The organism is Paenibacillus sp. cl141a, assembly GCF_900109305.1.
GTDB lineage: Bacteria > Bacillota > Bacilli > Paenibacillales > Paenibacillaceae > Paenibacillus_AQ > Paenibacillus_AQ lautus_A.
Window position 1 is genome coordinate 90,665 of sequence record NZ_FNZO01000012.1, and the last position, 22,988, is coordinate 113,652.

Annotated in this window: 19 protein-coding genes; 6 read left to right on the forward strand and 13 right to left on the reverse strand. The window is 51.5% G+C overall.

The window, feature by feature from the left end:
* Positions 1–91: 91 nt before the first annotated feature.
* Positions 92–916, reverse strand: coding sequence for a hypothetical protein (locus BMX45_RS25515; RefSeq protein ID WP_090912948.1), 825 nt, complete (start codon positions 914–916; stop codon positions 92–94).
* 102 nt (positions 917–1,018) lie between these two features.
* Complete coding sequence (locus tag BMX45_RS25520; protein ID WP_090912950.1) at positions 1,019–3,010, reverse strand: sensor domain-containing diguanylate cyclase; 1,992 nt, start codon at positions 3,008–3,010, stop codon at positions 1,019–1,021.
* A gap of 525 nt (positions 3,011–3,535) precedes the next feature.
* Between BMX45_RS25520 and rpsD the strand changes: the two genes are divergently transcribed.
* Entirely contained in the window at positions 3,536–4,138 is a 603-nt protein-coding gene (gene rpsD / locus BMX45_RS25525) for a 30S ribosomal protein S4 (RefSeq protein WP_009589567.1), read from the forward strand.
* Between the two features lie 260 nt (positions 4,139–4,398).
* On the forward strand, positions 4,399–7,506 hold the full coding sequence (locus tag BMX45_RS25530; RefSeq protein ID WP_090912952.1) for a transglycosylase domain-containing protein: 3,108 nt from the start codon (positions 4,399–4,401) through the stop codon (positions 7,504–7,506).
* A 158-nt stretch (positions 7,507–7,664) separates the two neighbouring features.
* Here BMX45_RS25530 and acsA read toward each other — a convergent pair whose 3' ends face one another.
* Positions 7,665–9,389, reverse strand: a complete 1,725-nt coding sequence (acsA, locus tag BMX45_RS25535) for an acetate--CoA ligase (protein ID WP_090912954.1) — start codon at positions 9,387–9,389, stop codon at positions 7,665–7,667.
* A gap of 290 nt (positions 9,390–9,679) precedes the next feature.
* Between acsA and BMX45_RS25540 the strand changes: the two genes are divergently transcribed.
* Positions 9,680–10,312, forward strand: a complete 633-nt coding sequence (locus tag BMX45_RS25540; RefSeq protein ID WP_009589652.1) for a GNAT family N-acetyltransferase — start codon at positions 9,680–9,682, stop codon at positions 10,310–10,312.
* A 105-nt stretch (positions 10,313–10,417) separates the two neighbouring features.
* Here BMX45_RS25540 and BMX45_RS25545 read toward each other — a convergent pair whose 3' ends face one another.
* The 4 genes from BMX45_RS25545 to BMX45_RS25560 form a co-directional block, all read right to left on the reverse strand.
* Entirely contained in the window at positions 10,418–11,119 is a 702-nt protein-coding gene (locus BMX45_RS25545; RefSeq protein WP_090912956.1) for a 5'-methylthioadenosine/adenosylhomocysteine nucleosidase, read from the reverse strand.
* Positions 11,120–11,236: 117 nt separating this feature from the next.
* Positions 11,237–12,247, reverse strand: coding sequence for a catabolite control protein A (ccpA, locus tag BMX45_RS25550; RefSeq protein WP_015734310.1), 1,011 nt, complete (start codon positions 12,245–12,247; stop codon positions 11,237–11,239).
* Between the two features lie 93 nt (positions 12,248–12,340).
* A complete protein-coding gene (ytxJ, locus tag BMX45_RS25555) occupies positions 12,341–12,688 on the reverse strand; it encodes a bacillithiol system redox-active protein YtxJ (RefSeq protein ID WP_090912958.1) in 348 nt (115 codons plus the stop codon).
* A 95-nt stretch (positions 12,689–12,783) separates the two neighbouring features.
* On the reverse strand, positions 12,784–13,206 hold the full coding sequence (locus BMX45_RS25560; protein WP_254778260.1) for a hypothetical protein: 423 nt from the start codon (positions 13,204–13,206) through the stop codon (positions 12,784–12,786).
* A gap of 275 nt (positions 13,207–13,481) precedes the next feature.
* Between BMX45_RS25560 and BMX45_RS25565 the strand changes: the two genes are divergently transcribed.
* Positions 13,482–14,012, forward strand: a complete 531-nt coding sequence (locus BMX45_RS25565; protein WP_175495203.1) for a type 1 glutamine amidotransferase domain-containing protein — start codon at positions 13,482–13,484, stop codon at positions 14,010–14,012.
* Positions 14,013–14,154: 142 nt separating this feature from the next.
* Here BMX45_RS25565 and ptsP read toward each other — a convergent pair whose 3' ends face one another.
* From ptsP to aroA, 4 genes are all read right to left on the reverse strand, one after another.
* Positions 14,155–15,918 carry a phosphoenolpyruvate--protein phosphotransferase gene (gene ptsP, locus BMX45_RS25570; protein WP_090912964.1) on the reverse strand — a complete coding sequence of 588 codons (1,764 nt, stop codon included), beginning with the start codon at positions 15,916–15,918 and terminating at the stop codon, positions 14,155–14,157.
* Positions 15,915–17,798, reverse strand: a complete 1,884-nt coding sequence (locus tag BMX45_RS25575) for a glucose PTS transporter subunit IIA (RefSeq protein WP_090912966.1) — start codon at positions 17,796–17,798, stop codon at positions 15,915–15,917. The genes ptsP and BMX45_RS25575 overlap by 4 nt, the downstream gene beginning before the upstream one ends.
* A gap of 189 nt (positions 17,799–17,987) precedes the next feature.
* Positions 17,988–18,410 (reverse strand): CoA-binding protein, encoded by a 423-nt coding sequence (locus BMX45_RS25580; protein WP_090912968.1) that lies wholly within the window; start codon positions 18,408–18,410, stop codon positions 17,988–17,990.
* A gap of 52 nt (positions 18,411–18,462) precedes the next feature.
* Complete coding sequence (gene aroA, locus BMX45_RS25585; protein ID WP_090912970.1) at positions 18,463–19,755, reverse strand: 3-phosphoshikimate 1-carboxyvinyltransferase; 1,293 nt, start codon at positions 19,753–19,755, stop codon at positions 18,463–18,465.
* Between the two features lie 165 nt (positions 19,756–19,920).
* On the opposite strand from aroA, the gene BMX45_RS25590 reads away from it, so the two are divergent.
* A complete protein-coding gene (locus tag BMX45_RS25590) occupies positions 19,921–20,229 on the forward strand; it encodes a rhodanese-like domain-containing protein (RefSeq protein ID WP_175495204.1) in 309 nt (102 codons plus the stop codon).
* Between the two features lie 142 nt (positions 20,230–20,371).
* On the opposite strand, the gene BMX45_RS25595 is transcribed toward BMX45_RS25590, so the two are convergent.
* Positions 20,372–20,890, reverse strand: a complete 519-nt coding sequence (locus BMX45_RS25595; protein ID WP_090912974.1) for a shikimate kinase — start codon at positions 20,888–20,890, stop codon at positions 20,372–20,374.
* Positions 20,891–21,080: 190 nt separating this feature from the next.
* Between BMX45_RS25595 and BMX45_RS25600 the strand changes: the two genes are divergently transcribed.
* A complete protein-coding gene (locus BMX45_RS25600; RefSeq protein WP_090912977.1) occupies positions 21,081–21,473 on the forward strand; it encodes a hypothetical protein in 393 nt (130 codons plus the stop codon).
* A gap of 46 nt (positions 21,474–21,519) precedes the next feature.
* On the opposite strand, the gene gndA is transcribed toward BMX45_RS25600, so the two are convergent.
* On the reverse strand, positions 21,520–22,929 hold the full coding sequence (gndA, locus tag BMX45_RS25605; RefSeq protein WP_175320731.1) for an NADP-dependent phosphogluconate dehydrogenase: 1,410 nt from the start codon (positions 22,927–22,929) through the stop codon (positions 21,520–21,522).
* Between the last annotated feature and the right edge of the window lie 59 nt (positions 22,930–22,988).

Here is a 22,988-nt window from a genome sequence, read left to right on the forward strand (position 1 = left end):
CGCATAAATTGAACAGCGGTAAATTTATAAATTATTGTAGCACGCCGGGGAGCCTCGCGTCAGCGTTCATCGTGAAAAAATTTTTAATGGCTCAATAACCGGTAAACGTAACATCCGACAGCAGTGTTTCGGTACGGGTCTTGCCTTGTTCGTCCACAAAGGATAACCTGCGCTCCATGGTCATCTTGGTAGGCAGCTGGCTTTTCCTGTTAATGGTTACATGACAGACCGAAACGGCATCCGCATCATTCAGCATGTTTTTCATCTCATGGTAGTCCCTTTCCCAGATTTCCTTCAGCCGCTTGCGAACCTTCGGATCGTCGCTGTATAACGGGTCGTCCTTGCGTTCAATCCGCTCAGCCAACGTCTTCATCTGCTCATCCAGCGACTCATGCACCATATGGGCAGCCGCCTCGGGCGACAGCTCGACACGCAGCACCTTCGTTCCTCTTGCGGCCCCCAGTTCCTGGGTTACAGTCTTCTCCGACTTGCCCATGTACTCCAGCAATTCCAGCGGGTTTAGCCGGCTCATCCACATTTCCCCGGCATGCTCCGACGACAGCGTGCTCCACTTGCCATCCTTTCGCTTGAGCGTCACGGTAAGTTCATTCGATTTATATGCCGATTCGGCAGACAACTTGTCATTCCGTATGACGGTGCTGTTCTCTTTAGAAGATAAGGTCAGGTCGGAATGATGCCGCAGATTCCCTTCAAACGCCAAGCTTTCCTCAAACGGTCCTGTTTCTCCGCTCCGAATCGCCGTTTCACCTCGAAAAGAGAAATTATCGATGCCGGACAGCCCCGACAAAGCACGGTTAAACGCTTCTTCAGCAGTCAACTGATCCTGGGCGCATCCGGTTAAGCCAAAAATGAATACCATCATTGCGATGACGCTTCGTAACCTTCTGTTTCGCATAATCATCAGCCTCTCGTTGATCTTGCTATTAGGCTATCCGCGGCTCATTACATTATGCAGATCACAGAAAAAACCCTGCAGCCTCTCTTAGCTGCAGGGTTTTTAGTCCATTCCGATCTCGGCTTCGGCCCTCTCCACGACAATCCGGTTGCGGCCGCCATTCTTGGCTTCGTAGAGCGCCATATCCGCCCGATAGAAGAGCGACTCCACGCTGATCTTGTCATTGGTCCAGTTCCACTCGGAAATCCCGCAGGACACCGTTACGCGCGGATCGGTCTCTTCGGCCACCCGTAAGCGAATCCGTTCGGCCACTTGCACCGCCTGCTGAATGCCGAGTCCCGGCAGATACACCGCAAGCTCCTCACCGCCCCAACGGGCTGGAATATCGCTGTGACGAATGGTTGTTTTTACGATGCTGCTGACCTGCTTCAGAATCTTGTCCCCCCGCTGGTGCCCGAACGTGTCGTTGACCAACTTGAATTCGTCGATGTCCACCACGATGAGCGAGCCGCAAAAATCACGGTTCTGGCATTCATGGATTATTTCATCCAGATAATGTCTGGCGTACAGTTCGGTCAGCATATCCCGGTTAGCCATTCTTCTCACTTCCGCATGCAGAAAGGCATTCCCGATCGCCAAGCCGATATGGCTTGTCAAGGCTTGAAGCAGCCGATAGCTGTCGTACGAGAAATAATGCCGCTTCGCATGGGTGAGCAGGACCACGCCCCTGACCTCGCCGTTAACCATTAGCGGAGTAGCAATCATCGAGCTGGACCGCGTACTCTCCATCAGCCTGGATTCTGCCGGACGCTCTTCCTGATAGTCCGACAGAATGAGCGGCTCCTTTGAATGATAGACGAGCCCCCCCAGGCCATAGTCCTTCTCGAAGACCTCCTTGGCCAGCCATTCGGCGTTGCAGGATACCACCTCTAGACCGCCAAGCTCCTCGTTATGGATCAGAATGCAGCAATAATCCGCCTCAAGGATCTTGAGCAGCTCATGATTGGCGAATTGAAATATCTCCGCCAAATGCAAGCTTTTGTTCAGCCGCTGGGTCAGCTCATTAATCATGCGGAGCTCATGAATCATCAGGTTGGATTGCTCGTACAGTTTGGCGTTCTCGAAGGCGGTGCCTGCGGCATCGGCCATCATCCCCAGCAGCTCCAGATCCATATCCGGCAGTTCCGACTTGTCCACTTCAACGTGAAGCACGCCATAGACGCCCTGCTTGCCTCCCATGGGAATCCCGATCTCCACCAGTGTGTCGGGTTCTTCATGCTCATGAATCGTCAGGGAACCTTCCATAAAGGTGCGAACATAAACCTCTTCCTGCCAATGATGGAGCAGCAGCGGACGAACGAGCGGATGAACGCTTTCATGGTCTTGTGACATAAACAATTCGACTTTCGCCTTGGGATACAGGGCCAGGACGCTATCAATAGCCTCAACCAGCACGCTGTCCACATTAATCTGCACATGCATCCGCTTCACGTACTGAAACAAGATGGAACGCCTCTGCACTTCACGTTCGGCTTGGCGGTGGACCTTCTCCAGGTCATCCGCAAAGATGTACTCCATCTGGCGGTAGAAGCAGGAACGGAACAGTAATGCGTAAGTTTCCGTCAGCATGAGCGACTGCTCCGGCTCCATCCTCTCCGAGGCAACGCTGACCATCACCGCAAATAAATCGCCATGGACGCGCGTAAACAGCGGGACAGCGCACAGCACCCTTCCCTCAAGCGAACCCTTGCCCAGGCCTTGGGCAGCTTTTTTCGAATGGAGAGCATGCGTCAGCGTCTCTTCCTCGCTTGCATGAACGTATTCCGTTATTTCGGGTGCCCCAGTCAGCCAAGCTCCCTCATGAGAAAGAAGGGCCCAGCTGTATTTCCGCATCGCCTGCGTGCCAGCGCTTTCTCTTAGCCACTCCAGATAGCTGTCTGATATGAGAGGCTGAATATAAGGGAAATCATGAGGTGTAATATCCAAGCCCTGAAGCCATAAACGAGGCTCGTTTCCAGGAATTGGCCCGGCATCATTGAACATGACCGCAGAACCGGGAGAGCTTTCATACACTTTCCGTTGTTCTTCTGACATATTGGGCGCTCCTTTGCACCATTATAAAAGGCCTATCCAAGACTGGCGTTCCGATTCATAATGTAAGGATCCATTCGGCTGCTGCATGGCGGCAACCCGGCTGTTCAACATGTTGGGGAATGATAATCACCAAAAAACACTACGATATGTAACTAGATAATTGCTACTACTTATTCCAATATCATATTACTCTTTTCTACCCATTTTTGCATCAGAATTTATGCGTTTTTCACAATTATTTTAGGTCCATGGTCCTATCGACAAAATTAGACAAAAACCAAGTTATAGTAAGTTGCAGGTTGAACTTGACTTTATATCATTACTTCATATAATATTTATTGTTGAGTAAGAATGCAATGCATTCGATGAATTTGGGCGGGTTGTGTCACCCTCACGTTATTTGTTACTGACAGGACAGCGGCTGAACTTTCCTGGCAGATCTTCCGGAAGATGACGGATAGAGTAAACAAATACGGCGCAAATAGAGCCCTAATGAAACTTTAATTAAAAAGGAGTCTATATAACATGGCACGTTACACCGGTCCTAAATTTAAATTAAGCCGTCGTCTGGGAATCTCCCTGAGCGGTACAGGTAAAGAATTGGCAAAACGCCCTTTCCCTCCAGGTCAGCATGGTCCTAACCAACGGAGAAAAGTAAGCAACTACGGTATGCAGCTTCAAGAAAAGCAAAAGCTGCGTCACATGTACGGCTTGGGCGAGAAGCAATTCCGCACCCTGTTTAACAAAGCTACCAGCATGAAAGGTATCGCGGGTGAGAACTTCATGTTCCTGCTTGAGAGCCGTCTGGACAACCTGGTTTACCGTCTTGGCTTCAGCAACTCCCGTGCGGGCGCTCGTCAATTGGTAGCTCACGGTCACGTGACTGTGAACGGCAAGAAAGTCGATATCGCTTCTTACGCTGTAAGCACTGGCGATGTAATCGGCCTTCGTGAAAGAAGCCGCAGCCTCTCTTCCATCAAGGAAGCTTTGGCTAACCGCGTGCATCTTCCAGCTTACCTCGAGTTTGATGAAGCAGCAATGGAAGGGAAATACATCCGTCTTCCAGAACGTTCCGAGCTTTCCCAAGACATCGATGAGAAACAAATCGTCGAATTCTACAACCGTTAAGATTCATTCGGAACCCAAAAAACCTGAAGGCCCCGGCCTTCAGGTTTTTTTTGTCGGACACGGCCTCTCCGATTCAAAAGGCTCCGCCATAAACCAAGGGCCTTCAAAGCTTTTTTCCGTATGAACTTGGCGGCATATGTATTGCCCCCTTCCCAAAAAAGTCATTCTTCCTCAAAAAAGGACACGCTATATAGGTACACATGATTCAAAACCTTCGATTTATGCTATAATAGGTGCGTTAAAAGGAGGAGTATACATTCATGGTTGAGGAGAAAAAACAAGAGCCTGAACAACAGAAAAAACCGCGCAAACGGTCCTTTCTGCGGGTGCTGGGATCCGTCATCGGATGGCTCTTTGTGGTAGGTCTGATGGGCGTTTTGTTCGCCGGAGGAGCCGTAGCCGGTTATGTAACCTCTATTGTTGAGAATGAGCCGGTAAGATCGCGTGCCCTCATTGAGAACACGGTGAACGATAATGCCATAACGGGCTTTGCCTACTTCGCGGATGGCTCACCGATCGGACAGCTTAGAACCGAAGAAGACAGACGACCTGTGGAGTTCAAGGAGATTCCCCAGCTTGTTAAAGATGCCGTCGTATCCATAGAAGACAACCGTTTTTATACACATAAGGGTGTTGACATAAAAGGTACCGCTCGCGCCGTGAAGGAACGCGTGTTGAATGAGCCGGTTCAAACCGGCGGCAGCACATTGACGCAGCAGCTGGCCAGGCTTACTTTTTTAAGTCGTGACAAAACGGATAACCGTAAGGTAAAAGAAATGCTGCTGGCGATGCGGATGGAGCGCTTCTTAAGTAAAGACCAGATTTTGACGGCCTACTTGAACAAAGTTCCATACGGCAACGGCTCCAGCGGATATCAGCTGTTCGGGATCAAGGCGGCGGCAAGAGGAATATTCAACATCAACAATCTGAATGATCTGAATGTGGCCCAAGCTGCATACTTGGCAGGTCTTCCGCAGCTGCCATCCTCCTACTCGGCCTTCAACGGCAAAGGAGAATTTGATGAGAAATCGTTCAACCGGGCCATAAACCGCCAGCACCGCGTGCTGGCAAGCATGCTGGATGAAGGTAAAATAACGCAAGCCGAATACGATGAGGCCAAAGCATTCGATATCAAAAAATCGCTGGCTCCTCGGACGCAGAAAGCCTATGTGACTTATCCTTATCTCATGATGGAAGTCGAACGTCAAGCATCGAACATTCTGATGCAGCTAAGCCAGGAAGCTGAAGAGAACGCAAAAGGCACGCAAGCGAACTCCGATCTGATGGACGCTTCCCGTGCTCAGCTGAGCACCGGCGGTTACCGTGTGTACACCACCATCGACCGGACGCTCTACAAGACCATGCGTTCCATTGCAGAGGATGACAGCAACTACTTGCCTGACAGCGCCGAAAAAGGAATGGAGCAAACCGCCGCGATGATGATCGACAACAAAACCGGCGCCATTCTCGGTATGATTGAGGGCAGGGATTTCAACACGGAACAAATGAATTATGCTACGCAAATGAAACGGCAACCCGGATCTGCCATGAAACCTATTGCCGCCTACTTACCGGCACTTGATACGGGGGCGATTCAGCCTGCCAGCGTGGTGGACGATTCACCGATCATCTTAAAGGACTACAGCAAAGTATTCCATATCCCTAAAAACTCGTACACCGGGTACAGAGGATTGATGACGGCAAGACAGGCGCTGAACGATTCGACCAATACGGTGGCACTCAAGCTGTTTAACAACACGGTCGGCATTGAGAAGGCCTGGGAGTTTTCCAAGAAGCTGGGCATCACTACCTTGGAGGAAGACGATTATAATGCTTCAACCGGCGTACTGGGCGGATTGCATTACGGCGTGACCGTGGAAGAGCTGACGAATGCCTACAGTTCCATCGGCAATCAAGGCAAATTCACGGATGCATTCATGATCGAGAAAATCGTGGACTCCAAAGGCAATATTGTTTATAAACACGAAGTAAAACCGGAGCAGGTATTCTCGGAGCAAACAGCGTATCTCATGACGGATATGCTGCGTACCGTCATTACGAACGGAACCGCCAGCAAGGTCCGGGATACGTACAAGAAATTCAATGAGGTTCCTGTCGTGGGTAAAACCGGCTCCACCCAGAACTACGGGGATGTTTGGTTCATGGGATACTCGCCCGATGTTACGCTTGGCGTATGGGTCGGATACAAGGAGCAAAAAAATACGCTTGTCGGCGACCAGCGCAAGCACGCCCAGGCCATCTGGGCCAGAATCATGAACGAAGCGACGGACGTGAAGCCGGAGCTGTTCCCTACCAAAACGTTCGAAAAGCCGGAAGGCATAACGTCCAAGACAGTCTCCGCGTACAGCGGCAAGCTGCCGACTTCCTTAACGGACAAATTCGTAACGGATCTGTTCAACGCGAAGTTCGTGCCTACCGAAAGCGATGACGGCATCGCCAAAGCAAAATACATTACCTATCGGGGCGTAAATTATATTCCACAGGAAGCAACGCCTTTGGATATGTTGAGAGAACAAATCGTGATCAAGCGCGAAAAGCCGATTGACGAGCTGATTGTGGAACTCCAGAACGCCTTGAAGGTTATGAAAGGTGAAAAGAAATCGCTGGAATCCTATCTTCCGCAAGACGCGAAAAAAGGAATGCCGAGCAAGGTCGACCCGAGAACGGACGACGGCAAGGCCCCTACTCCACCGAAAAATGTACATTATTCGGTGGGCAGCGGCTCCATCAGCTTTAATGCCAGCGGATCACCTGATGTTGTCGGATACCGGCTCTTTAAGTCCGTGAACGGCAGCCCGTACACGCATCAAGGCCAGGTCATTCTTGGCGACGAGAGCCTTGTCTTCTCAGGTCTTGGAGCTGACGGTGTATTTACGACCTATTACGTCGTCGCCGTTGACGTAGCCGGCAAGACGTCTGAGCCAAGCGCTATTGTGGGCGGCACAGCATCTGGATTCCCATTACCGGGCGACGCCGAAACGAACCCGGATGACACCATCGATCAGCCTGATGACGGCACCACCGAGGAAGAGCCCGGTATCGATCCCGGACTTTGGAATGAAGGCGCCACAACTGTACCGTCTGCACCAGGCCAGCCGACACTCTCAGCTACTCCGGAGGGTTTCCAGGCCACTTGGAGCGGTAACGCCCCAGAAGAAGAGGTCATGGTCTACAATATCTATATCAGTCCGAACAGTGACGGGAACTACCAGATTCTCGGCTCCAGCAAGAGCACGGAGTTCTACTACACCTCGGGCAACCCGATAGGCGGCACCTTTAGAATTACTGCCGTCAATCCGATTGGTGAATCTGCAGCTTCGCCAGCCGTATATTTTGAGAAGAAATAGATCGTTTACGTAAAAACCAGCCCTTCTACAGACACTACTCTGTGGATGGGCTGGTTTTTTTTAGTGACGTACAGATAACGCTCTGAAATGAAAAAAAAGAGCCGGCTACGAACATGGCGGTTAGCCATCTTCATGCCAGCTCTGTTATGATCTGCTTATTAATCCTCGATCGTGGATAGATCGCCAGTCGGCAGATCCAGTTCCCAGGCTTTCAATACACGCCGCATGATCTTACCGGAGCGCGTCTTCGGAAGTTTATCCTTAAACTCGATTTCACGCGGGGCGGCATGGGCGGAAAGACCTTCCTTCACGAAACGATAGATTTCATCCTTGAGCTCCTGAGAAGGCGTATAGCCCTCACGCAGGGAGATAAAGGCCTTAATGATCTCGCCGCGTGTTACATCAGGCTTACCGATAACGCCGGCTTCGGCGACGGCCGGATGCTCAACGAGCTTGCTCTCGACCTCGAATGGCCCGATTCGCTCCCCGGACGAATTGATCACATCGTCGATTCTGCCCTGGAACCAGAAGTATCCATCCTCGTCCATATAGGCCGAGTCCCCGGAAATGTACCAGCCCGGAATACGGAAATATTCTTGATACTTCGCTTCGTTATTCCAGATGGTTCTCATCATGGACGGCCAAGGTGTCTTGATGGCCAGGTTCCCCATCGTGTATGGAGCAACTTCTTTCCCGTGATCGTCCAGGATCGCCGCCGTAATGCCCGGCAGCGGACGCCCCATGGATCCCGGCTTGATCGCCATCCCCGGATAGTTACAGATCAGCTGTCCTCCGGTCTCCGTCATCCACCATGTATCATGGATACGCTGCTTGTAAGCCTTGTGTCCCCAACGCACCACCTCGGGGTTGAGCGGCTCTCCAACGGACAGAACATGCCGTACATGGCTTAAATCATATTGGTCGATGAGATCGGAACCTGCCCCCATCAACATCCGGAAAGCAGTCGGAGCGCTGTACCATACCGTTACTTTGTTGTTTACCAATGTGCTGTACCAGTCCTGCGGGCTAAAGCGGCCTCCGCGAATGACATTGGTCACGCCGTTCAACCATGGCGCAAAAATTCCGTATGACGTACCGGTTACCCAACCCGGGTCCGCCGTACACCAATATATATCATCTTCCCTTAAATCCAAAACAACCTTGCCTGTATAATAATGCTGCACCATCGCGTTCTGCACATGATACACACCCTTCGGTTTCCCCGTTGAGCCTGATGTATAGTGCATGATCAATCCGTCTTCCCGCTCGAGCCATTCAATCTCCAGCTCGCTGGATGCGGCTTCAACTTCCTCGTGATAGTTTACTAGACGCGGATCCTCTTCCTCTACTTCGCCAACGACAAAAATATGCTTCAGTTTGGGCAGCTCATCGCGTTTCACGCGCGACAACAGCGCAGGCGTCGTAATCAGCGCAACCGCTCCGCTATCCTCCAAGCGATCCTTTACCGCCGTCTCCATGAACGCCTCGAACAATGGGCCTACCACGGCACCAACCTTCAAAATGCCAAGTAAACCGGCATAGAGCTCTGGGCCGCGCGGCATAAAGATAAATACCCGATCGCCTTTGCCCACGCCATATTTGCGCAGCACATTGCCGAACTTGTCGGATTTCTCTTTCAATTGTGCAAAAGTAAGACTCTCCTCGCGGGCAGCGTCACTGTACAAGAGTGCTACCTTATCTCCTCGTCCTTCCGCTACATGACGGTCGATTGCCTCGTACGCCATGTTTACTTTACCCGTCTCATACCAAGTAAAATGTCTCTCGATTTCGTCCCATGAAAACTCGGAGCGTGCCTGCTCGTAACTCTTCATATTGGAATGTGATACTTCACTTGGCAATATTTCGCTATGCGTTTGATTCATGATAACATCCTCCTCATTCTCAAATCGGTCTCCTCATAGTGGACAGCGCTTACAAAATGATTGAATGAATGAAACATACATTTTACACATTGCGGCGGGTTATCACGTTGTCACAGTCATCGAGTCATTAACCCTTGGAATTCGCAAGGAAACATATCGTTAAGTACGATACAATTGTGAAGGTTTTATGTCGAAAAGATTATATCATAGCTTTTGTTTGCCTGTCATTGCTTTTCATTTTTTTATTTTTTTGCTATAAGTAGGGTATGGAATTGAAAGGAGCGTAACGGATGGAACACTGCAAGGTATACCAGTCTCATGTTTTGTTCCCTGAAGACCGCCGCCTGATCATCGAAGGACCTGTACCTCCCGAGCAGCTATCCGAACTGACCATGCACCCTGATCTCAAGGCATTTCGTCGTCCTGCGGAGCAGCATGAGGCTTTGGTCGAAATTGCAGGCCTGCCCGAAGGCAGAATCATCATCACGAGAGACCGAGATATGATCGTAGGATACGTAACGTTTCATCACCCGGATGAGCAGGAGCGCTGGTCTGAGGGCAATATGGAAGATTTGATCGAGCTTGGAGCCATCGAGGTTGCGAAAGACTACCGCTCCCTAGGCCTTGGGCAGCGGATGATCAAAACAGCATTCGAGGAAGGCCAGATGGAGCGCTACATCGTGTTTACAACCGAATACTACTGGCATTGGGACCTAAAAGGCAGCGGACTTAACGTGTGGGACTACCGCAAAATGATGGAACGCTTAATGAAAGTCGTGGATATGGAATGGTATGCAACCGACGATCCGGAAATATGCTCCCATCCCGCCAACTGCCTCATGGTCAGAATCGGACGGCACGTGCCGCTTTCATCGCAAGAACAATTCGACCGGATCCGTTTCAGACAGCGGTTTATGTATTAATTCGATTCTCAATAAAACAAACTCCCCTGGGATTTGCTCAGGGGAGTTTGTGTATCTTTCGCTCATGCCGGATTAAGCATAACGTGCGCTTCCTATCATTTGCTGCTAGAGTTTGCCCAGCATATAGTTCACGATTTCATGAGAACGCTTGGAGGCTTTTACTGTAAATTCAGGGAAGTTGACATGCGCAGAACCGTCGGCCTTATCCGACATGGATCGGATCACCACATAAGGCACGCCGTTCATGTAACATACCTGGGCAACGGCAGAGCCTTCCATTTCCGCGCAGGCCCCGTTCAATTCCTCGTAGAGCGTCTGCACCGTATCACGGCTGGCAATGAACTGGTCCCCGGACAGAACCTTCCCTACGATGTAATGATTCACCGCCTGCTCTTTACAGGCCTCCTCCGCCAGCTGGATCAAAGAGTCGTCTGCCGGAAAATCGGACAGCTCCTGATACGGGATGACCCCGCGCGCAAAGCCTAACGGCGTCACGTCCATATCATGCTGCATGCATGAGGAGGAGATCACGATATCGCCGATGTTGAGCTCCGGATGCAGCGCGCCCGCAACACCGGTAAACAATATTTTGGAAACGCCGAAGAAGTCGATCAAGATCTGCGTGGTAACCGCTGCATTGACCTTGCCCACCCCGCTCTTGCATACGACGACCTGCTTGCCGTGGATCGTTCCCGATGCATAGGTAACTCCTGCCCTGACGGTTGTTTCTTTATTCTCCAGTTGACCGAGCAGCAGCTCCACTTCTTCGTCCATAGCCCCGATAAGGCCGACCACCTGTGTTGTCATGTCGATATCCCTCCTGATTATAAGAATGCATAAAAATCCCACCAGAAAAAAGCCCCTTAATAACAGGAGCTTTTCTCGAATCCATCTTGTTCAACTAAACGTTTGATTTCACGCAGCCTATTCGTTCACATGGCTGACCGAGAGGCGAAGAATCGTTTCATGCGGCAGAATCACGCGAGGATTCTCCACATTTTCCTTCTTCATCAGCTTGGTAAGCAAACGCATCGCTACGGCTCCCAGATCATACATCGGTTGGGCCACCGTTGTCAGCTGTGGACGTACCATCGAAGCCATCCGGATATTGTCTACACTGATGATCGAGAAGTCATCCGGCACCTTATAGCCTTCATCCTGAATGCTATGAATAGCGCCAATCGCCATCTCGTCGGTAGCTGCAAATATAGCGGTTGGTTTCTTCTTGAGGCCCAGGAAGTACTTCATCGCTTCCACACCGGACTCATAACGATAGTTACCGATCCGCACCAAATCCTCTTGATACTCGATGCCTGCTGCTTCCAGCGCTTTTTTGTAGCCTTGGAAACGAGCATAGCCGTTTGCCGGATCCTGCAGCGTGCCGCTGATCATGGCGATCTCGCGGTGTCCGTGCCGAATCAGCGTGTTGACCGCATCAAACGCAGCCTGTTCATGATCGATGTCGACCGAAGGATAAGAACCTCTCTCATCACTGGTCGCACAGAGAACAATCGGCACAGCCGATGTCTGGAACGCCTGGATATGCTCGTCCGTCACCGTTCCACCCATAAACAACAGCCCGTCCACTTGCTTCTCAAGCAAGGTGTTGATTACGCGGATTTCCTTTTCCTTACGTTTGTCGGCATTACACAAAATTATATTATAGTGATACATGTTAGCAATATCCTCAATACCACGGGCAATCTCCGCAAAGATCGAGTTTGAAATATCAGGGATCACAACGCCGACGGTTGTGGTCTTCTTGCTGGCCAGGCCTCTGGCTACCGCATTCGGACGATACCCTAAGCGTTCAATCGCTTCGTATACTTTTTTCCGGGTCTGAGGCTTAACGTTCGGGTTATTGTTTACAACCCGGGATACCGTCGCCATGGAAACGCCTGCTTCGCGCGCAACATCGTAAATGGTTACCGTCAAATTCCTTCTCTCCATTGCCAATAGATTTTCATTCGTTCAATACCAATTGAATTTATGATACGACAAATTACTGCTTTGTGCAACGACACGGCATCATATGCCGTCCAATTGAGCTTTCAGCGCTTCAGCCGTAATATGGGAATGGGATGTATGCCAGACTGGCGCCCCTTCTTTTACAAGTATAACTTGCGGCGATTCGTGTTGGATGTTCAGAGTTTCGGCAGCCTGACTCGACACCGGTCGGTCCGCAATGACATCGATCCACACATAGTCGATCCGCTCGTTCGGCTGATCCTCAAGGTAAGCTTGCACTTCCCTGTAGGCTCCGGCACTAATTGGGCATCTGGTACTATGTTTGAACAAAAGCAAGTGCTTCCGATCGGAAGATTCCAGCGTGCTGCGCAGCTCTTCTATAGTAGTCATTTTCGTCAACGTCGCCATAGGATATACATTCCCTTCATTGTATTGAAGTTCCTATCCTCTATCCTAACAAAAAGTGCGTGAAAAATCCAACAACCACGAAAATTTTCTGAAAATTATCTTGCATAATTGCTCGAATTTTCAGGAATGAGAGATTTTATGGCGCTTAATTGCTCGAGACGCCCCTCCATTTGTCTCATCCAGTCGCCGTCGGCCAGGCTCTGGGCATAACGGAATAGATCCAACAGCATATTAATGCGCTCGTCAAACACTTCCATGCAGCGCGCCTGCCATTCTGCCGACGAATCATCATCGTATGTACGGAACACTTCACGAAGAACATATGCGGCTTCATTGACATCAGCGAACGAAACGCGTATTCGCTCGGTCTCATTGTTAATCGATGCGAGATAGCGAAGCAAATCCGGTTTAATAAGAGGCAGAAGCTCATACTTCTTGCAGGCCTGACAGGCATAAACAGGAACATCACATATCCGGTTTTTTCTTTCATAAATCAGCTTTCTTAATTCCAATTTCATACTTTGTCCGCAGTTGCAGGTTTTGAACAAAATGCCCACCCCAAATCCTATCACGTAATCTAAAACCAATAGTCCCATGTCACAAATCTGTCACCTGAATTAGTTCTATTCGACTATCATACCAGAGAATCCTGCAAATTTGTGATAATGCTTTATTTACCAGAATTGTTTTCAAATGTTCCTTCTTCGGACGCTTCCATGAAACTTCTCTCCATATTTGTTACAATGAATACAGTCTTAACAAGATTTTTGCGGAGAAAGGAGCTAGGCCAATTATGCGATTGACTGGAAAAAGGGTTATAGCGCTTGTAGATGAAGAATTCGAGGATTTGGAGCTATGGTATCCCGTTTACCGGGTCCGCGAGGAAGGGGCGGAAGTCCATCTCGCCGGGCTGGAAAAGGGTAAAACTTACACCGGCAAATATGGCGTACCGGCTCAGGCCGAGTATTCGTTTGAAGAGCTGAACAGCAAGGATTATGACGGAATACTCGTACCGGGCGGCTGGGCGCCGGACAAGCTGCGCCGATATGATAAAGTGCTTCAGCTGGTGAAAGAAATGAACGAGGACCAGAAGCCGATCGGACAGATCTGCCATGCAGGATGGGTGCTGATCTCCGCCAAAATTCTGGACGGGGTTACCGTCACTTCCACGCCGGGAATCCGCGACGATATGGAAAATGCCGGTGCGGTCTGGAAGGATGAGGCGGTCGTGACCGACGGACATATTATTTCCGCACGCCGACCTCCGGATCTTCCGCCATACGGCAAAGCCTTCTGCGATGCGCTGGCACAGCAAGGCAAATAATTGCTCCTTGCTCCATATACAGAAACAGCCGCCTTTGTCACCAAGGCTCCCTGGTGAGATAGGCGGCTGTTTTTTTATGCTCATATAGCTTGTCCTTTCAAAAAAGAAGCCTGGAAAAAGTCGATGATCCCTATCTTAACGTTTAAGACGCTGTGCTGTCCGTCCCGTTGGTTCCGTTCAGATAACTGCTCCGTTCGGCAAAAGCGCTAAGACGCTCTTCGACAGCGGAGCTGGTACGCAGTTTGAAGCAAGCCGCCGCCTCCCCTTTCGCTTCTGCCGCATTCGTATTCAAAATGCGATGCTTCACGCGGAGCAGGGATTGCGGAGACATGCTCAAATCCTTAACGCCGAGCTCAAGCCAAAGCGGAATCGCTCTTTCGTCTCCGGCCAGTTCGCCGCACACGCTGACCGGAATCCCTGCCCCATGGGCAGCCTCCACCGTCGTCCGGAGCATGCGCAAAATGGCAGGATGAAACGGATGATACATATGCGCGATCTGCTCGTTCATCCGGTCCACGGCCAGAACATACTGAACCAGGTCATTGGTTCCGATGCTGAAGAAATCGGCCTCTTCTGCCAGCAAATCCGAGATCGTGACCGCTGCAGGCACCTCGATCATGATGCCGACCTTGATGTTCGGATCATAGGCGATGCCGCGTCGGTCCAAATCGGCCATGGCACGCCGCAGTACGGCATTGGCCTGCTTGACTTCTTCTACCGATGAAATCATCGGATACATGATTTTGACGCTGCCGTATGCGCTGGCTCTCAGAATGGCGGTAAGCTGGGTCTGGAACGGTTCGGTTCGGTCCAAGCTGATGCGGATGGCGCGGTACCCGAGGAAGGGGTTTTCTTCTTCTGGAAGCGCGAAATAATCCAGCTGCTTATCGCCGCCAATATCCAGCGTACGAATCACGACGGACGCCTGGCCTGCGCTCTCCGCGACCAGTTTATACACTTCGAACTGCTCTTCCTCCGTCGGGAAGTTGTGCCGGTCCATATACAAAAACTCCGTTCGGAACAATCCAACTCCCTGCGCGCCGTTCTTCAGCGCAATCTCCATTTCCTTAACGGAGTTCATGTTCGCAGCCAGGTTAAAGTATGTTCCGTCCTTGGTTACCGCATCAACGGTAGCCAGGAGCTGCAGCTGCTCTTTCTTTTTCCGCTGCTGGTCCCGGATGCCTTCATACCGCTCCACGATGAGCGTGTCAGGCTCCAAATAGAGCAACCCCTCATCTCCGTCCACCACCAACTGCTGTCCGGTCTGGATCGGTTTATCCAGCTTGTTCTCGATTCCCGAAACGAGCGGTATGCCCAGCGCGCGGGCCATGATCGCCGAATGAGAGGTCTTGCCGCCGGTCATCGTCACGATACCAAGAACGTGGGAAGGGTTCAGGTGAACGAGCTGCGACGGGGAAAGCTCCTTCGCAACCAAAATGTAAGGCTGCGTATCGGCCGGGAGCTTCACTTCGGGAGCACCAAGAAGATGCTTCAGCAGCCGATTGCCGACATCCTTAATATCAAGCGCCCGCTCCTTCATGTACTCGTCGTCCAGCAGATCGAACATGGATACGAAATGATCGATCGCCTCTTTTACCGCCACCTCGGCAGCCTTGTACTGGCGCTCGATGATCCCTTGAATTTCGTTCATGAACACGGGATCCTCCAGTATGGCCAGATGCGCGTCAAAAATCTGCGACTCCTCATGCCCCACCATTTCCTTGAACTCGTTCTTGATGTATTCAATTTCATTCTTGGAGGTTCGTATGCCTTCATATAAGCGCTCGAACTCTTTGGCTAAATCGACAGCGTCCATTTCGGAATCCGGAAGATCCAGCTCCCAATGCGGCAGTACGAAAGCCTTACCGATAGCTACGCCTGTTGCTGCGCCAATGCCTTGTATCATGATTCTCTACCCCCAGCATTACTCTCATTTAATACGACGGACATGACGGATGACTGTCCTCTCTTCACGGTCTTGAACGGAGCATAGCTCCAGGATCTTACTTTATCGGGATTGGTGATTACCATTGGCGTGGCCAGCGATGCGGCATGTGTCTTTAAATACGCCAAATCGAACTTGACCAGCAGTTGCCCCGGTTCAACGGTATCCCCTTCGCTGACCACAGCCGTAAACGGTCCTTTCAGCTGGGAAGTGTCGATCCCGATATGAATCAATACCTCAAGTCCTTCCGGCGTTGAAATCCCGATGGCATGCATTGTCGGATACACGTGCATGACCGTGCCGTATACCGGTGATACAAGCTCTCCTTTTTCCGGTATGAAGGCGACGCCGTTGCCGACCAGCTTCGCGGCAAAAATATCATCCGGCACTTCGTCAATCGGAAGCATGCGTCCCTGTACGGGCGCGCTGAACAGAACGCGCGGCAAATCCTGCTGCATCAGCTTGTTTATCTCTTCACGGATGAGCTCGGAATACGTCCCGAACACCACTTGCACGTTCCCTCCGCCCAGCTTGATAATGCCGGCTGAACCGAGCAATTTCAGTGCGTCAGAATCAATCTGACGATCATTGTATACGGTCAATCGCAGACGCGTCATGCAGGACTGCACCTGAACGATGTTGTCTTTGCCTCCAAGCGCCTCCAGAATGAGCGGCGCCTGATAGGGGATATCGCCTGCCCGGCCTTCCAGCGCCGAGCCCTCCTCGCGCCCCGGCGTAGGGATTTCGAAGGTGCGTATCGCCCAGCGGAACAGAAAGTAGTAGACGATGCCGTACACGACCCCGATCGGTATGATGATCCAGGCGTTCTGCGATAAATGGAAATTGAGCACGTAATCGATGAATCCGGCCGAGTATGAAAAACCGTGATGGATGTCAAATGCATAGGTAAGCACCATCGCAAAACCGGCCATCAAGGCGTGGAGCACATACAGATATGGGGACGCAAATAAAAACGCGAACTCGATCTGCTCCGATACCCCGGTCAAAAAACAGACAAGCGCGGACCGCATAAACGTCTTTTTCACTTTCGGCTTCAGATCTTCACGCGCTTCCTGGATAATGGCAAACGCGATCGCCGGCAGGGCAAACATCATGATCGGGAACAAACCGGCCATGAAGTCGCCAGCCGTGGGATCCCCAGCGAAGAACCGGGGCAGATCCCCCTGCACGACGGTACCATCCTCCGTCTCGTAGGAGCCCAGCTGGAACCAATACACATTGTTTAACAAATGATGCAGACCAAAGGCCGTGAGCACGCGGTACAAAATTCCGTATAGAAACAAACCGAAAGCTCCCATATGTACGGTAAGATCATAAAAAGCATCTAATCCGCGCTGCACCATGGGTGCTGTCCCCAGCATGATCCAAGCGAATATCGTTGAGAACAATCCCATGAACAGCAGAACAAATCTGGAGCCTCCAAAAAACTGTATGGCTTCGGGAAGCTTAATATGTTTGAACCGGTTATACACGTAACCGGACATTACTCCAAATATAATACCGATCAAGGTCGAGGGCTGTACGCTCCCGTCTCCCAGACGGGATATGACCTGATCATAAATGAACATGCCGGCCAGGGCGGCAAGCCCGGCGGGACCTCCCTGATTCGAGAGTCCCCATGCGACGCCAATGGCAAATAAATACGGCATGTAATAAAACACCCCGTGCCCCGCTGCCTGAGCGATTTCGCCCAAGGTTCCGAAGCCCCACGCCGACCAAGGCAAACTCCCCACGCTAAGCAGGAGAGCTGCCGCCGGAAGCGCCATTGTAGGGAGCATGACTGCTCTGCCCAGCTGTTGCAACGATCCCAACCAATTCAAGGCGAGCCCTCCTTTCTATCCTTGATGGTAAGCGCTGCGCCTGTTTTTGTCAAAAAGAAATAAGGGCAAATGCCCACAGCAAAAGCAAGCCCTGCAAACAGAACGGCGACAGAACCGGACCATGTCCAGTCTGCCACCGGCTGCTTTCTACGCAAGACTTGCCTATTCTTTCGATATGCGCATTGAAATTTAACGGCCGCCCAATGCGATGGAATCCTCGACCTTGATGCAGCGGTCCATAATCGCGATCATGCCGTTGCTTTCGGCGATGGCCGCCGCCTCCTCACTGATAATTCCCTGCTGCAGCCAGAGCACCTTCGCACCGATCTCGGCGGCTTCCCGTGCTACATCGGCGCAGTATTCGCTGCGCCGGAACACATTGACGATATGGATCGGCTCGGGAATGTCCTTCAGGGAAGGATAACTCTTCTCGCCGAGGATTTCGGCTGCACCAGGGTTTACCGGGATGATCCGGTAACCGCGTTGCTGCATCGCGGCAGAAACCATATGGGATGTGCGGTCCGGCCGATCGGACAGTCCAACGACAGCAATATTGCCCGCATTTCGTAAAATATCGGCGATTTCTTCGCGCGTAGGATTTTCAAATGCCATGGTTCATGACCACCTTTCCGTTCCTTATCGATGAGAATTCTGGTCTATTCCTCTATTTTACCCATTCTACATCGGCGCCAAGCGCCTTCATGTGATCAAAATATTGCGGGTACGACTTGGCAACATGGTGGGCGTCCTTGATTCGGATCGGCTGTCCTGCGCGCAGCCCGACCACCGTGAGGGCCATGATCACCCGGTGATCGTAATGGGCATTGATCTCAACCCCGCCCTCGACGCCGTCCGGACGGCCATGAACGATAATCTCGGCCTGGCGCTCCTCCACGTTGGCCCCTGCTTTACGCAGTTCGGTCAAATAATCCGTAATCCGGTCGCATTCCTTATAACGGAGATTCTCCACATTGTAGAACCGGGAGGTTCCTTCGGCAAACACGGCTGCCGCCACCATTGCGAGCACCGCGTCCGTCGCAGCATCTCCGTCGAATTCCAATGCTTTCAGGGTGCGGTTGCCCTGCACATGGACATTTCCGTTCTCATGCGTGAGCGGTACCTCCATCATTCGAAGAACGTCGATAATGGCGCGCTCGCCCTGCTTGCTGTCCTCCGACAGGTTGCGGATCGTTACATCGGACTGCGTGACCGCGGCAGCCGCCAGCACGGCAGCAGACCCCGGATAATCGCCTTGAACCGTATAGGTCTTGGCTTCGTAGGATTGCCCTCCGGGAACCTTGAAGAACGTATAGTCGTCCGCTGCGTGAATCGTAATGCCGGCCTGCTCCAGCACTTCCAGGGTCTGACCGATCACGACCTTGGATTTCAGATCTCCGGTAACGGTGATTTCGCTGTCTTCGGCAAGCAATGGAGTCAAGAACAACAGGGCGCTTAAATACTGCGAGCTTACTTCGCCTGAAACGGTGAGCTTGCCGCCCTTCGGTTGGCCGCCGCGAATCGTGATGGGCAGCCTGCCTTCGTTATGCTCCACTTCCACGCCCAATTGGCCAAGGGCCTCAATGAGATCGTCATGAGGACGCTTGCCCAGTGATTCCGGGTACGCATTGACGAAGGTAACCTCTTTAGACAATGCCGTTACGCCCATCAAGAAGCGCAGAACGGCACCGGCGTTGCCAACGTTCAGCTCCTTCACATCCCGCGGCGATTTGCCAAAGCCCGTAATCACGGCTTTTTCCTCGTCCTCCTCGATCACGGCTCCGAGATCCCGGATACAGCGTCTCATCGCGTCGCTATCCTCGCTGTGGGCAGGGTAATAAATCGTGCTCGTTCCTTCCGCTAGGGCAGCCACAAGCAGGTAACGGGTGGTATAGTTCTTGGAGGACAGTGCTCCGATCTCCCCTTTTAAAATAGGCGTAGGCCTGACGATAACATCCATCGTATGTATCTCTCCCTTGTATATAGTGTTGCGATTACCAGCATTACAATCTCCCTAGGATAAATTGACAGGGAAAGAACCGCTTGGTTATCATAGTTCATGTGAACCGGAAAATCAGATCGTTGGCGATCTTACTCATTTATGCTAAGAAAAGAGGTCTATATGATGAAACCGATCCCTCAAATGGAAACTTCGGAGCTTAGAAGCCGGCTTCAAAACGGCGAACAGGTGTACATGATTGACGTCCGCGAGGATGAGGAGGTGGCCGCCGGGATGATCAGCGGTGCCAAACATATCCCGATGGGCGAGATTCCGAACCGCCTGGACGAAATTCCGCGCGACCAAGAGGTTGTCTTTATCTGCCGGAGCGGCGGACGCAGTCAACACGTATGCGAATTTCTCAATCACCAGGGCTTTAACAATGTGATCAATATGAAGGGCGGCATGCTGCAGTGGCATGACGATGAAGTATAGGCAAGCCGTAAAAAAGGTGCGGGATGAAGGTGATCCCCGCCTTTTTGTGCTTGTGCTTGCGTTGATCCCGCTCACAAGCCCCCCCCTTGATTAAACCCTCAGGTCTCACCATCTCCATGCCAAGCCGGGTCTGCTTATCATCTTAGCCGCGGTAATGCGTTAAAATGTCAGCCGCCACTTCATCCGCGGATCGGCCAACCGTATCCACCATCACGTCCGCAAACCGGTATTTGTCCTTTCGCTCATCGAGGATGCGCCGAACCCTCTCTTCGACATCGCCCGCAAGCAGCGGCCGGTTGGCATCGCCCCGTACGCGTTCCACGATGCTGGCGGCATCCGCTGTGAGGGCAACGACCCAGCCGCCGCGTTTCATTGCGTCGCAATTGTCGGAACGAAGGACGGCTCCGCCGCCGGATGCCAGGACGATTCCATCCCGGAGCAAAACGCTGCGCAATGCAGCGGATTCAGCCTCGCGGAAATACGGCTCTCCATCCGTTTCAAACATCTCGGAAATCGTTCTGCCTTCCATTCTCTCAATTTCCGCATCCAGATCTATCAAGTTGTAGCCAAGCGAGTCTGCCACGAGACGCCCCACGGTTGACTTGCCCGTACCCATCATCCCGATCAGAATGATGTTTCTACCCAGCTTATCCAATTTCACACCCCATTCGCTGCTTCACTGTAAAGGTTGTTCATATCATACCACAGCCCCAAATCTTTCGACAATGGACCCGACTCTCTAAATTGTAATCCAAATGCCTCAAGCCAAGCCTCTATTTATGGAGTCTATCTTGTTCCCAAGCATCATACACTGTTACAAGAATGCAAGATTAGAAGAAAGGAATGAACCCATGGTGCCATTTCATCCAACCGGACTCTCTTCCTCGGCCAAGCGGATCCGACGGATGCTCGATCCATCCTACCCGCTGTGCCGCGAGGACGTGATGTGGGTGCTTCATTTTGTCCAAAAAAAAGTGGCTCTGAAGGATCCTGCGCTGCAAGATCTTTCAAAGCCACGGTTGCTGCAAAATTTCAACAGTTATTGCGAAGCCGCGCTGCTCTTGCTCGGAAGCGGAAACCACTTTCACACAAAGAACGGCGACATCCGCACCTGTCTCTTAGAAGCCATGCACGGGCTTCCCGAGCTGGCGGAAGCAATCTCCCCTACTAAAGCCCGCACGTTTGAATCGATGCCCTTGATCCCCGAGGACGATATCCATACGGCTGCAAGAGAGCAGAATTAGTCCATCCGGGAAGAGTCGAATTCACGCTGCCGGTAAAAGAGCAGGATTACTCCATCCAGTTGTAGTGGAAGGTTCCTTCTTTGTCAACGCGTTTAAAGGTGTGCGCTCCGAAGTAGTCGCGCTGAGCCTGCAGCAGGTTCGCTGGCAGGTTCGCCGTACGGTAGCTGTCGTAGTATGCAAGCGCGCTGGAGAATCCAGGCACCGGAATGCCCAAGGATACCGCGGAAGCTACAACTTTACGCCATGCATCTTGATAGGATTCGATTATATCGGTAAAGAACGGATCCAGCAGCAGGTTCTTAAGCTCCGGATTGTTCTCATACGCATCGGTGATGTTCTGCAGGAAGCGGGAACGGATAATGCAGCCGCCGCGCCAGATTTTAGCGAGGTTGCCGTATTGCAGGTTCCAGCCGTATTCATCGGACGCTACGCGAAGCTGTGCGAAGCCTTGAGCGTAGGATACGATCTTGCTCGCAAACAGCGCTTTGCGCACATTTTCGATGAACTCGGCTTTGTCGCCGTCAAATGCAGCCGTTTTTGGACCATTCAGGATTTTGCTTGCCGCAACGCGCTCTTCTTTCATCGCGGAGAGGAAACGGGAGAATACGGATTCAGTGATCATGGAAAGGGGCACGCCCAGATCCAGGGAGCTTTGGCTTGTCCATTTGCCTGTTCCTTTTTGACCCGCCGTATCCAGGATGACATCAACCATCGGCTTGCCGGTTTCTTCGTCGTATTTGGAGAAAATGTCAGCTGTGATCTCGATCAGGTAGCTGTCGAGTTCGCCTTGGTTCCACTCGGTGAAGATTCCGTGAAGATCCTTCGCATCGAGGCCGAGTACGTCTTTCAGCAATTGATACGCTTCGCAAATGAGCTGCATATCGCCGTATTCGATACCGTTGTGAACCATTTTTACATAATGGCCGGCACCGTCCGGTCCGATATATGTACAGCAAGGCTCTTCGTTAACCTTCGCGGAAATGGCCGTCAGAATAGGCTCAACCAGCTTATAGGCGCTTTCCTGTCCGCCTGGCATGATCGATGGGCCTTTCAATGCGCCTTCTTCGCCGCCGGAAACGCCTGCACCGATAAAGTTAAAGCCTTTTTCAGCCAGCTCTTTGCTGCGGCGCTGCGTATCAGGGAAATAAGCGTTACCGCCGTCGATGATGATATCGCCTTGGTCCAAATGCGGAATCAATTGTTCAATCGTAGCGTCCGTAGCTTGTCCTGCCTGTACCATGATCAGGATTTTGCGAGGAGTTTCAAGGGAATCCACGAATTCTTCGATCGAGAACGTTCCTTTCACTTGCTTGCCTTCGGTTTCCTTCAGCATATCTTCCGTTTTTTGCGGAGAGCGGTTATATACGGAAACGGTGAAGCCTTTGCTTTCGATGTTCAGGGCCAGGTTTTTTCCCATTACAGCAAGGCCAATCACACCGATTTGTTGTTTTGACATCTGGTTCTCCATCCTTTGCTCCAATATATTTTTAAACAACCCATCCCTACGAGATGATT

Bases quoted from the DNA above. Each gene is read 5' to 3' on its own strand.
- BMX45_RS25590 (WP_175495204.1), top strand. From the start codon at position 19,921: ATGAAACCGATCCCTCAAATGGAAACTTCGGAGCTTAGAAGCCGGCTT.
- BMX45_RS25520 (WP_090912950.1), bottom strand. From the start codon at position 3,010: ATGTCAGAAGAACAACGGAAAGTGTATGAAAGCTCTCCCGGTTCTGCG.
- gndA (WP_175320731.1), bottom strand. From the start codon at position 22,929: ATGTCAAAACAACAAATCGGTGTGATTGGCCTTGCTGTAATGGGAAAA.
- BMX45_RS25515 (WP_090912948.1), bottom strand. From the start codon at position 916: ATGCGAAACAGAAGGTTACGAAGCGTCATCGCAATGATGGTATTCATT.
- BMX45_RS25545 (WP_090912956.1), bottom strand. From the start codon at position 11,119: ATGACAACACAGGTGGTCGGCCTTATCGGGGCTATGGACGAAGAAGTG.
- ptsP (WP_090912964.1), bottom strand. From the start codon at position 15,918: ATGATACAAGGCATTGGCGCAGCAACAGGCGTAGCTATCGGTAAGGCT.
- aroA (WP_090912970.1), bottom strand. From the start codon at position 19,755: ATGGATGTTATCGTCAGGCCTACGCCTATTTTAAAAGGGGAGATCGGA.
- BMX45_RS25540 (WP_009589652.1), top strand. From the start codon at position 9,680: ATGGAACACTGCAAGGTATACCAGTCTCATGTTTTGTTCCCTGAAGAC.
- rpsD (WP_009589567.1), top strand. From the start codon at position 3,536: ATGGCACGTTACACCGGTCCTAAATTTAAATTAAGCCGTCGTCTGGGA.
- BMX45_RS25530 (WP_090912952.1), top strand. From the start codon at position 4,399: ATGGTTGAGGAGAAAAAACAAGAGCCTGAACAACAGAAAAAACCGCGC.
- ytxJ (WP_090912958.1), bottom strand. From the start codon at position 12,688: ATGGCGACGTTGACGAAAATGACTACTATAGAAGAGCTGCGCAGCACG.
- acsA (WP_090912954.1), bottom strand. From the start codon at position 9,389: ATGAATCAAACGCATAGCGAAATATTGCCAAGTGAAGTATCACATTCC.
- BMX45_RS25565 (WP_175495203.1), top strand. From the start codon at position 13,482: ATGCGATTGACTGGAAAAAGGGTTATAGCGCTTGTAGATGAAGAATTC.
- BMX45_RS25580 (WP_090912968.1), bottom strand. From the start codon at position 18,410: ATGGCATTTGAAAATCCTACGCGCGAAGAAATCGCCGATATTTTACGA.
- BMX45_RS25600 (WP_090912977.1), top strand. From the start codon at position 21,081: ATGGTGCCATTTCATCCAACCGGACTCTCTTCCTCGGCCAAGCGGATC.
- BMX45_RS25560 (WP_254778260.1), bottom strand. From the start codon at position 13,206: ATGAAATTGGAATTAAGAAAGCTGATTTATGAAAGAAAAAACCGGATA.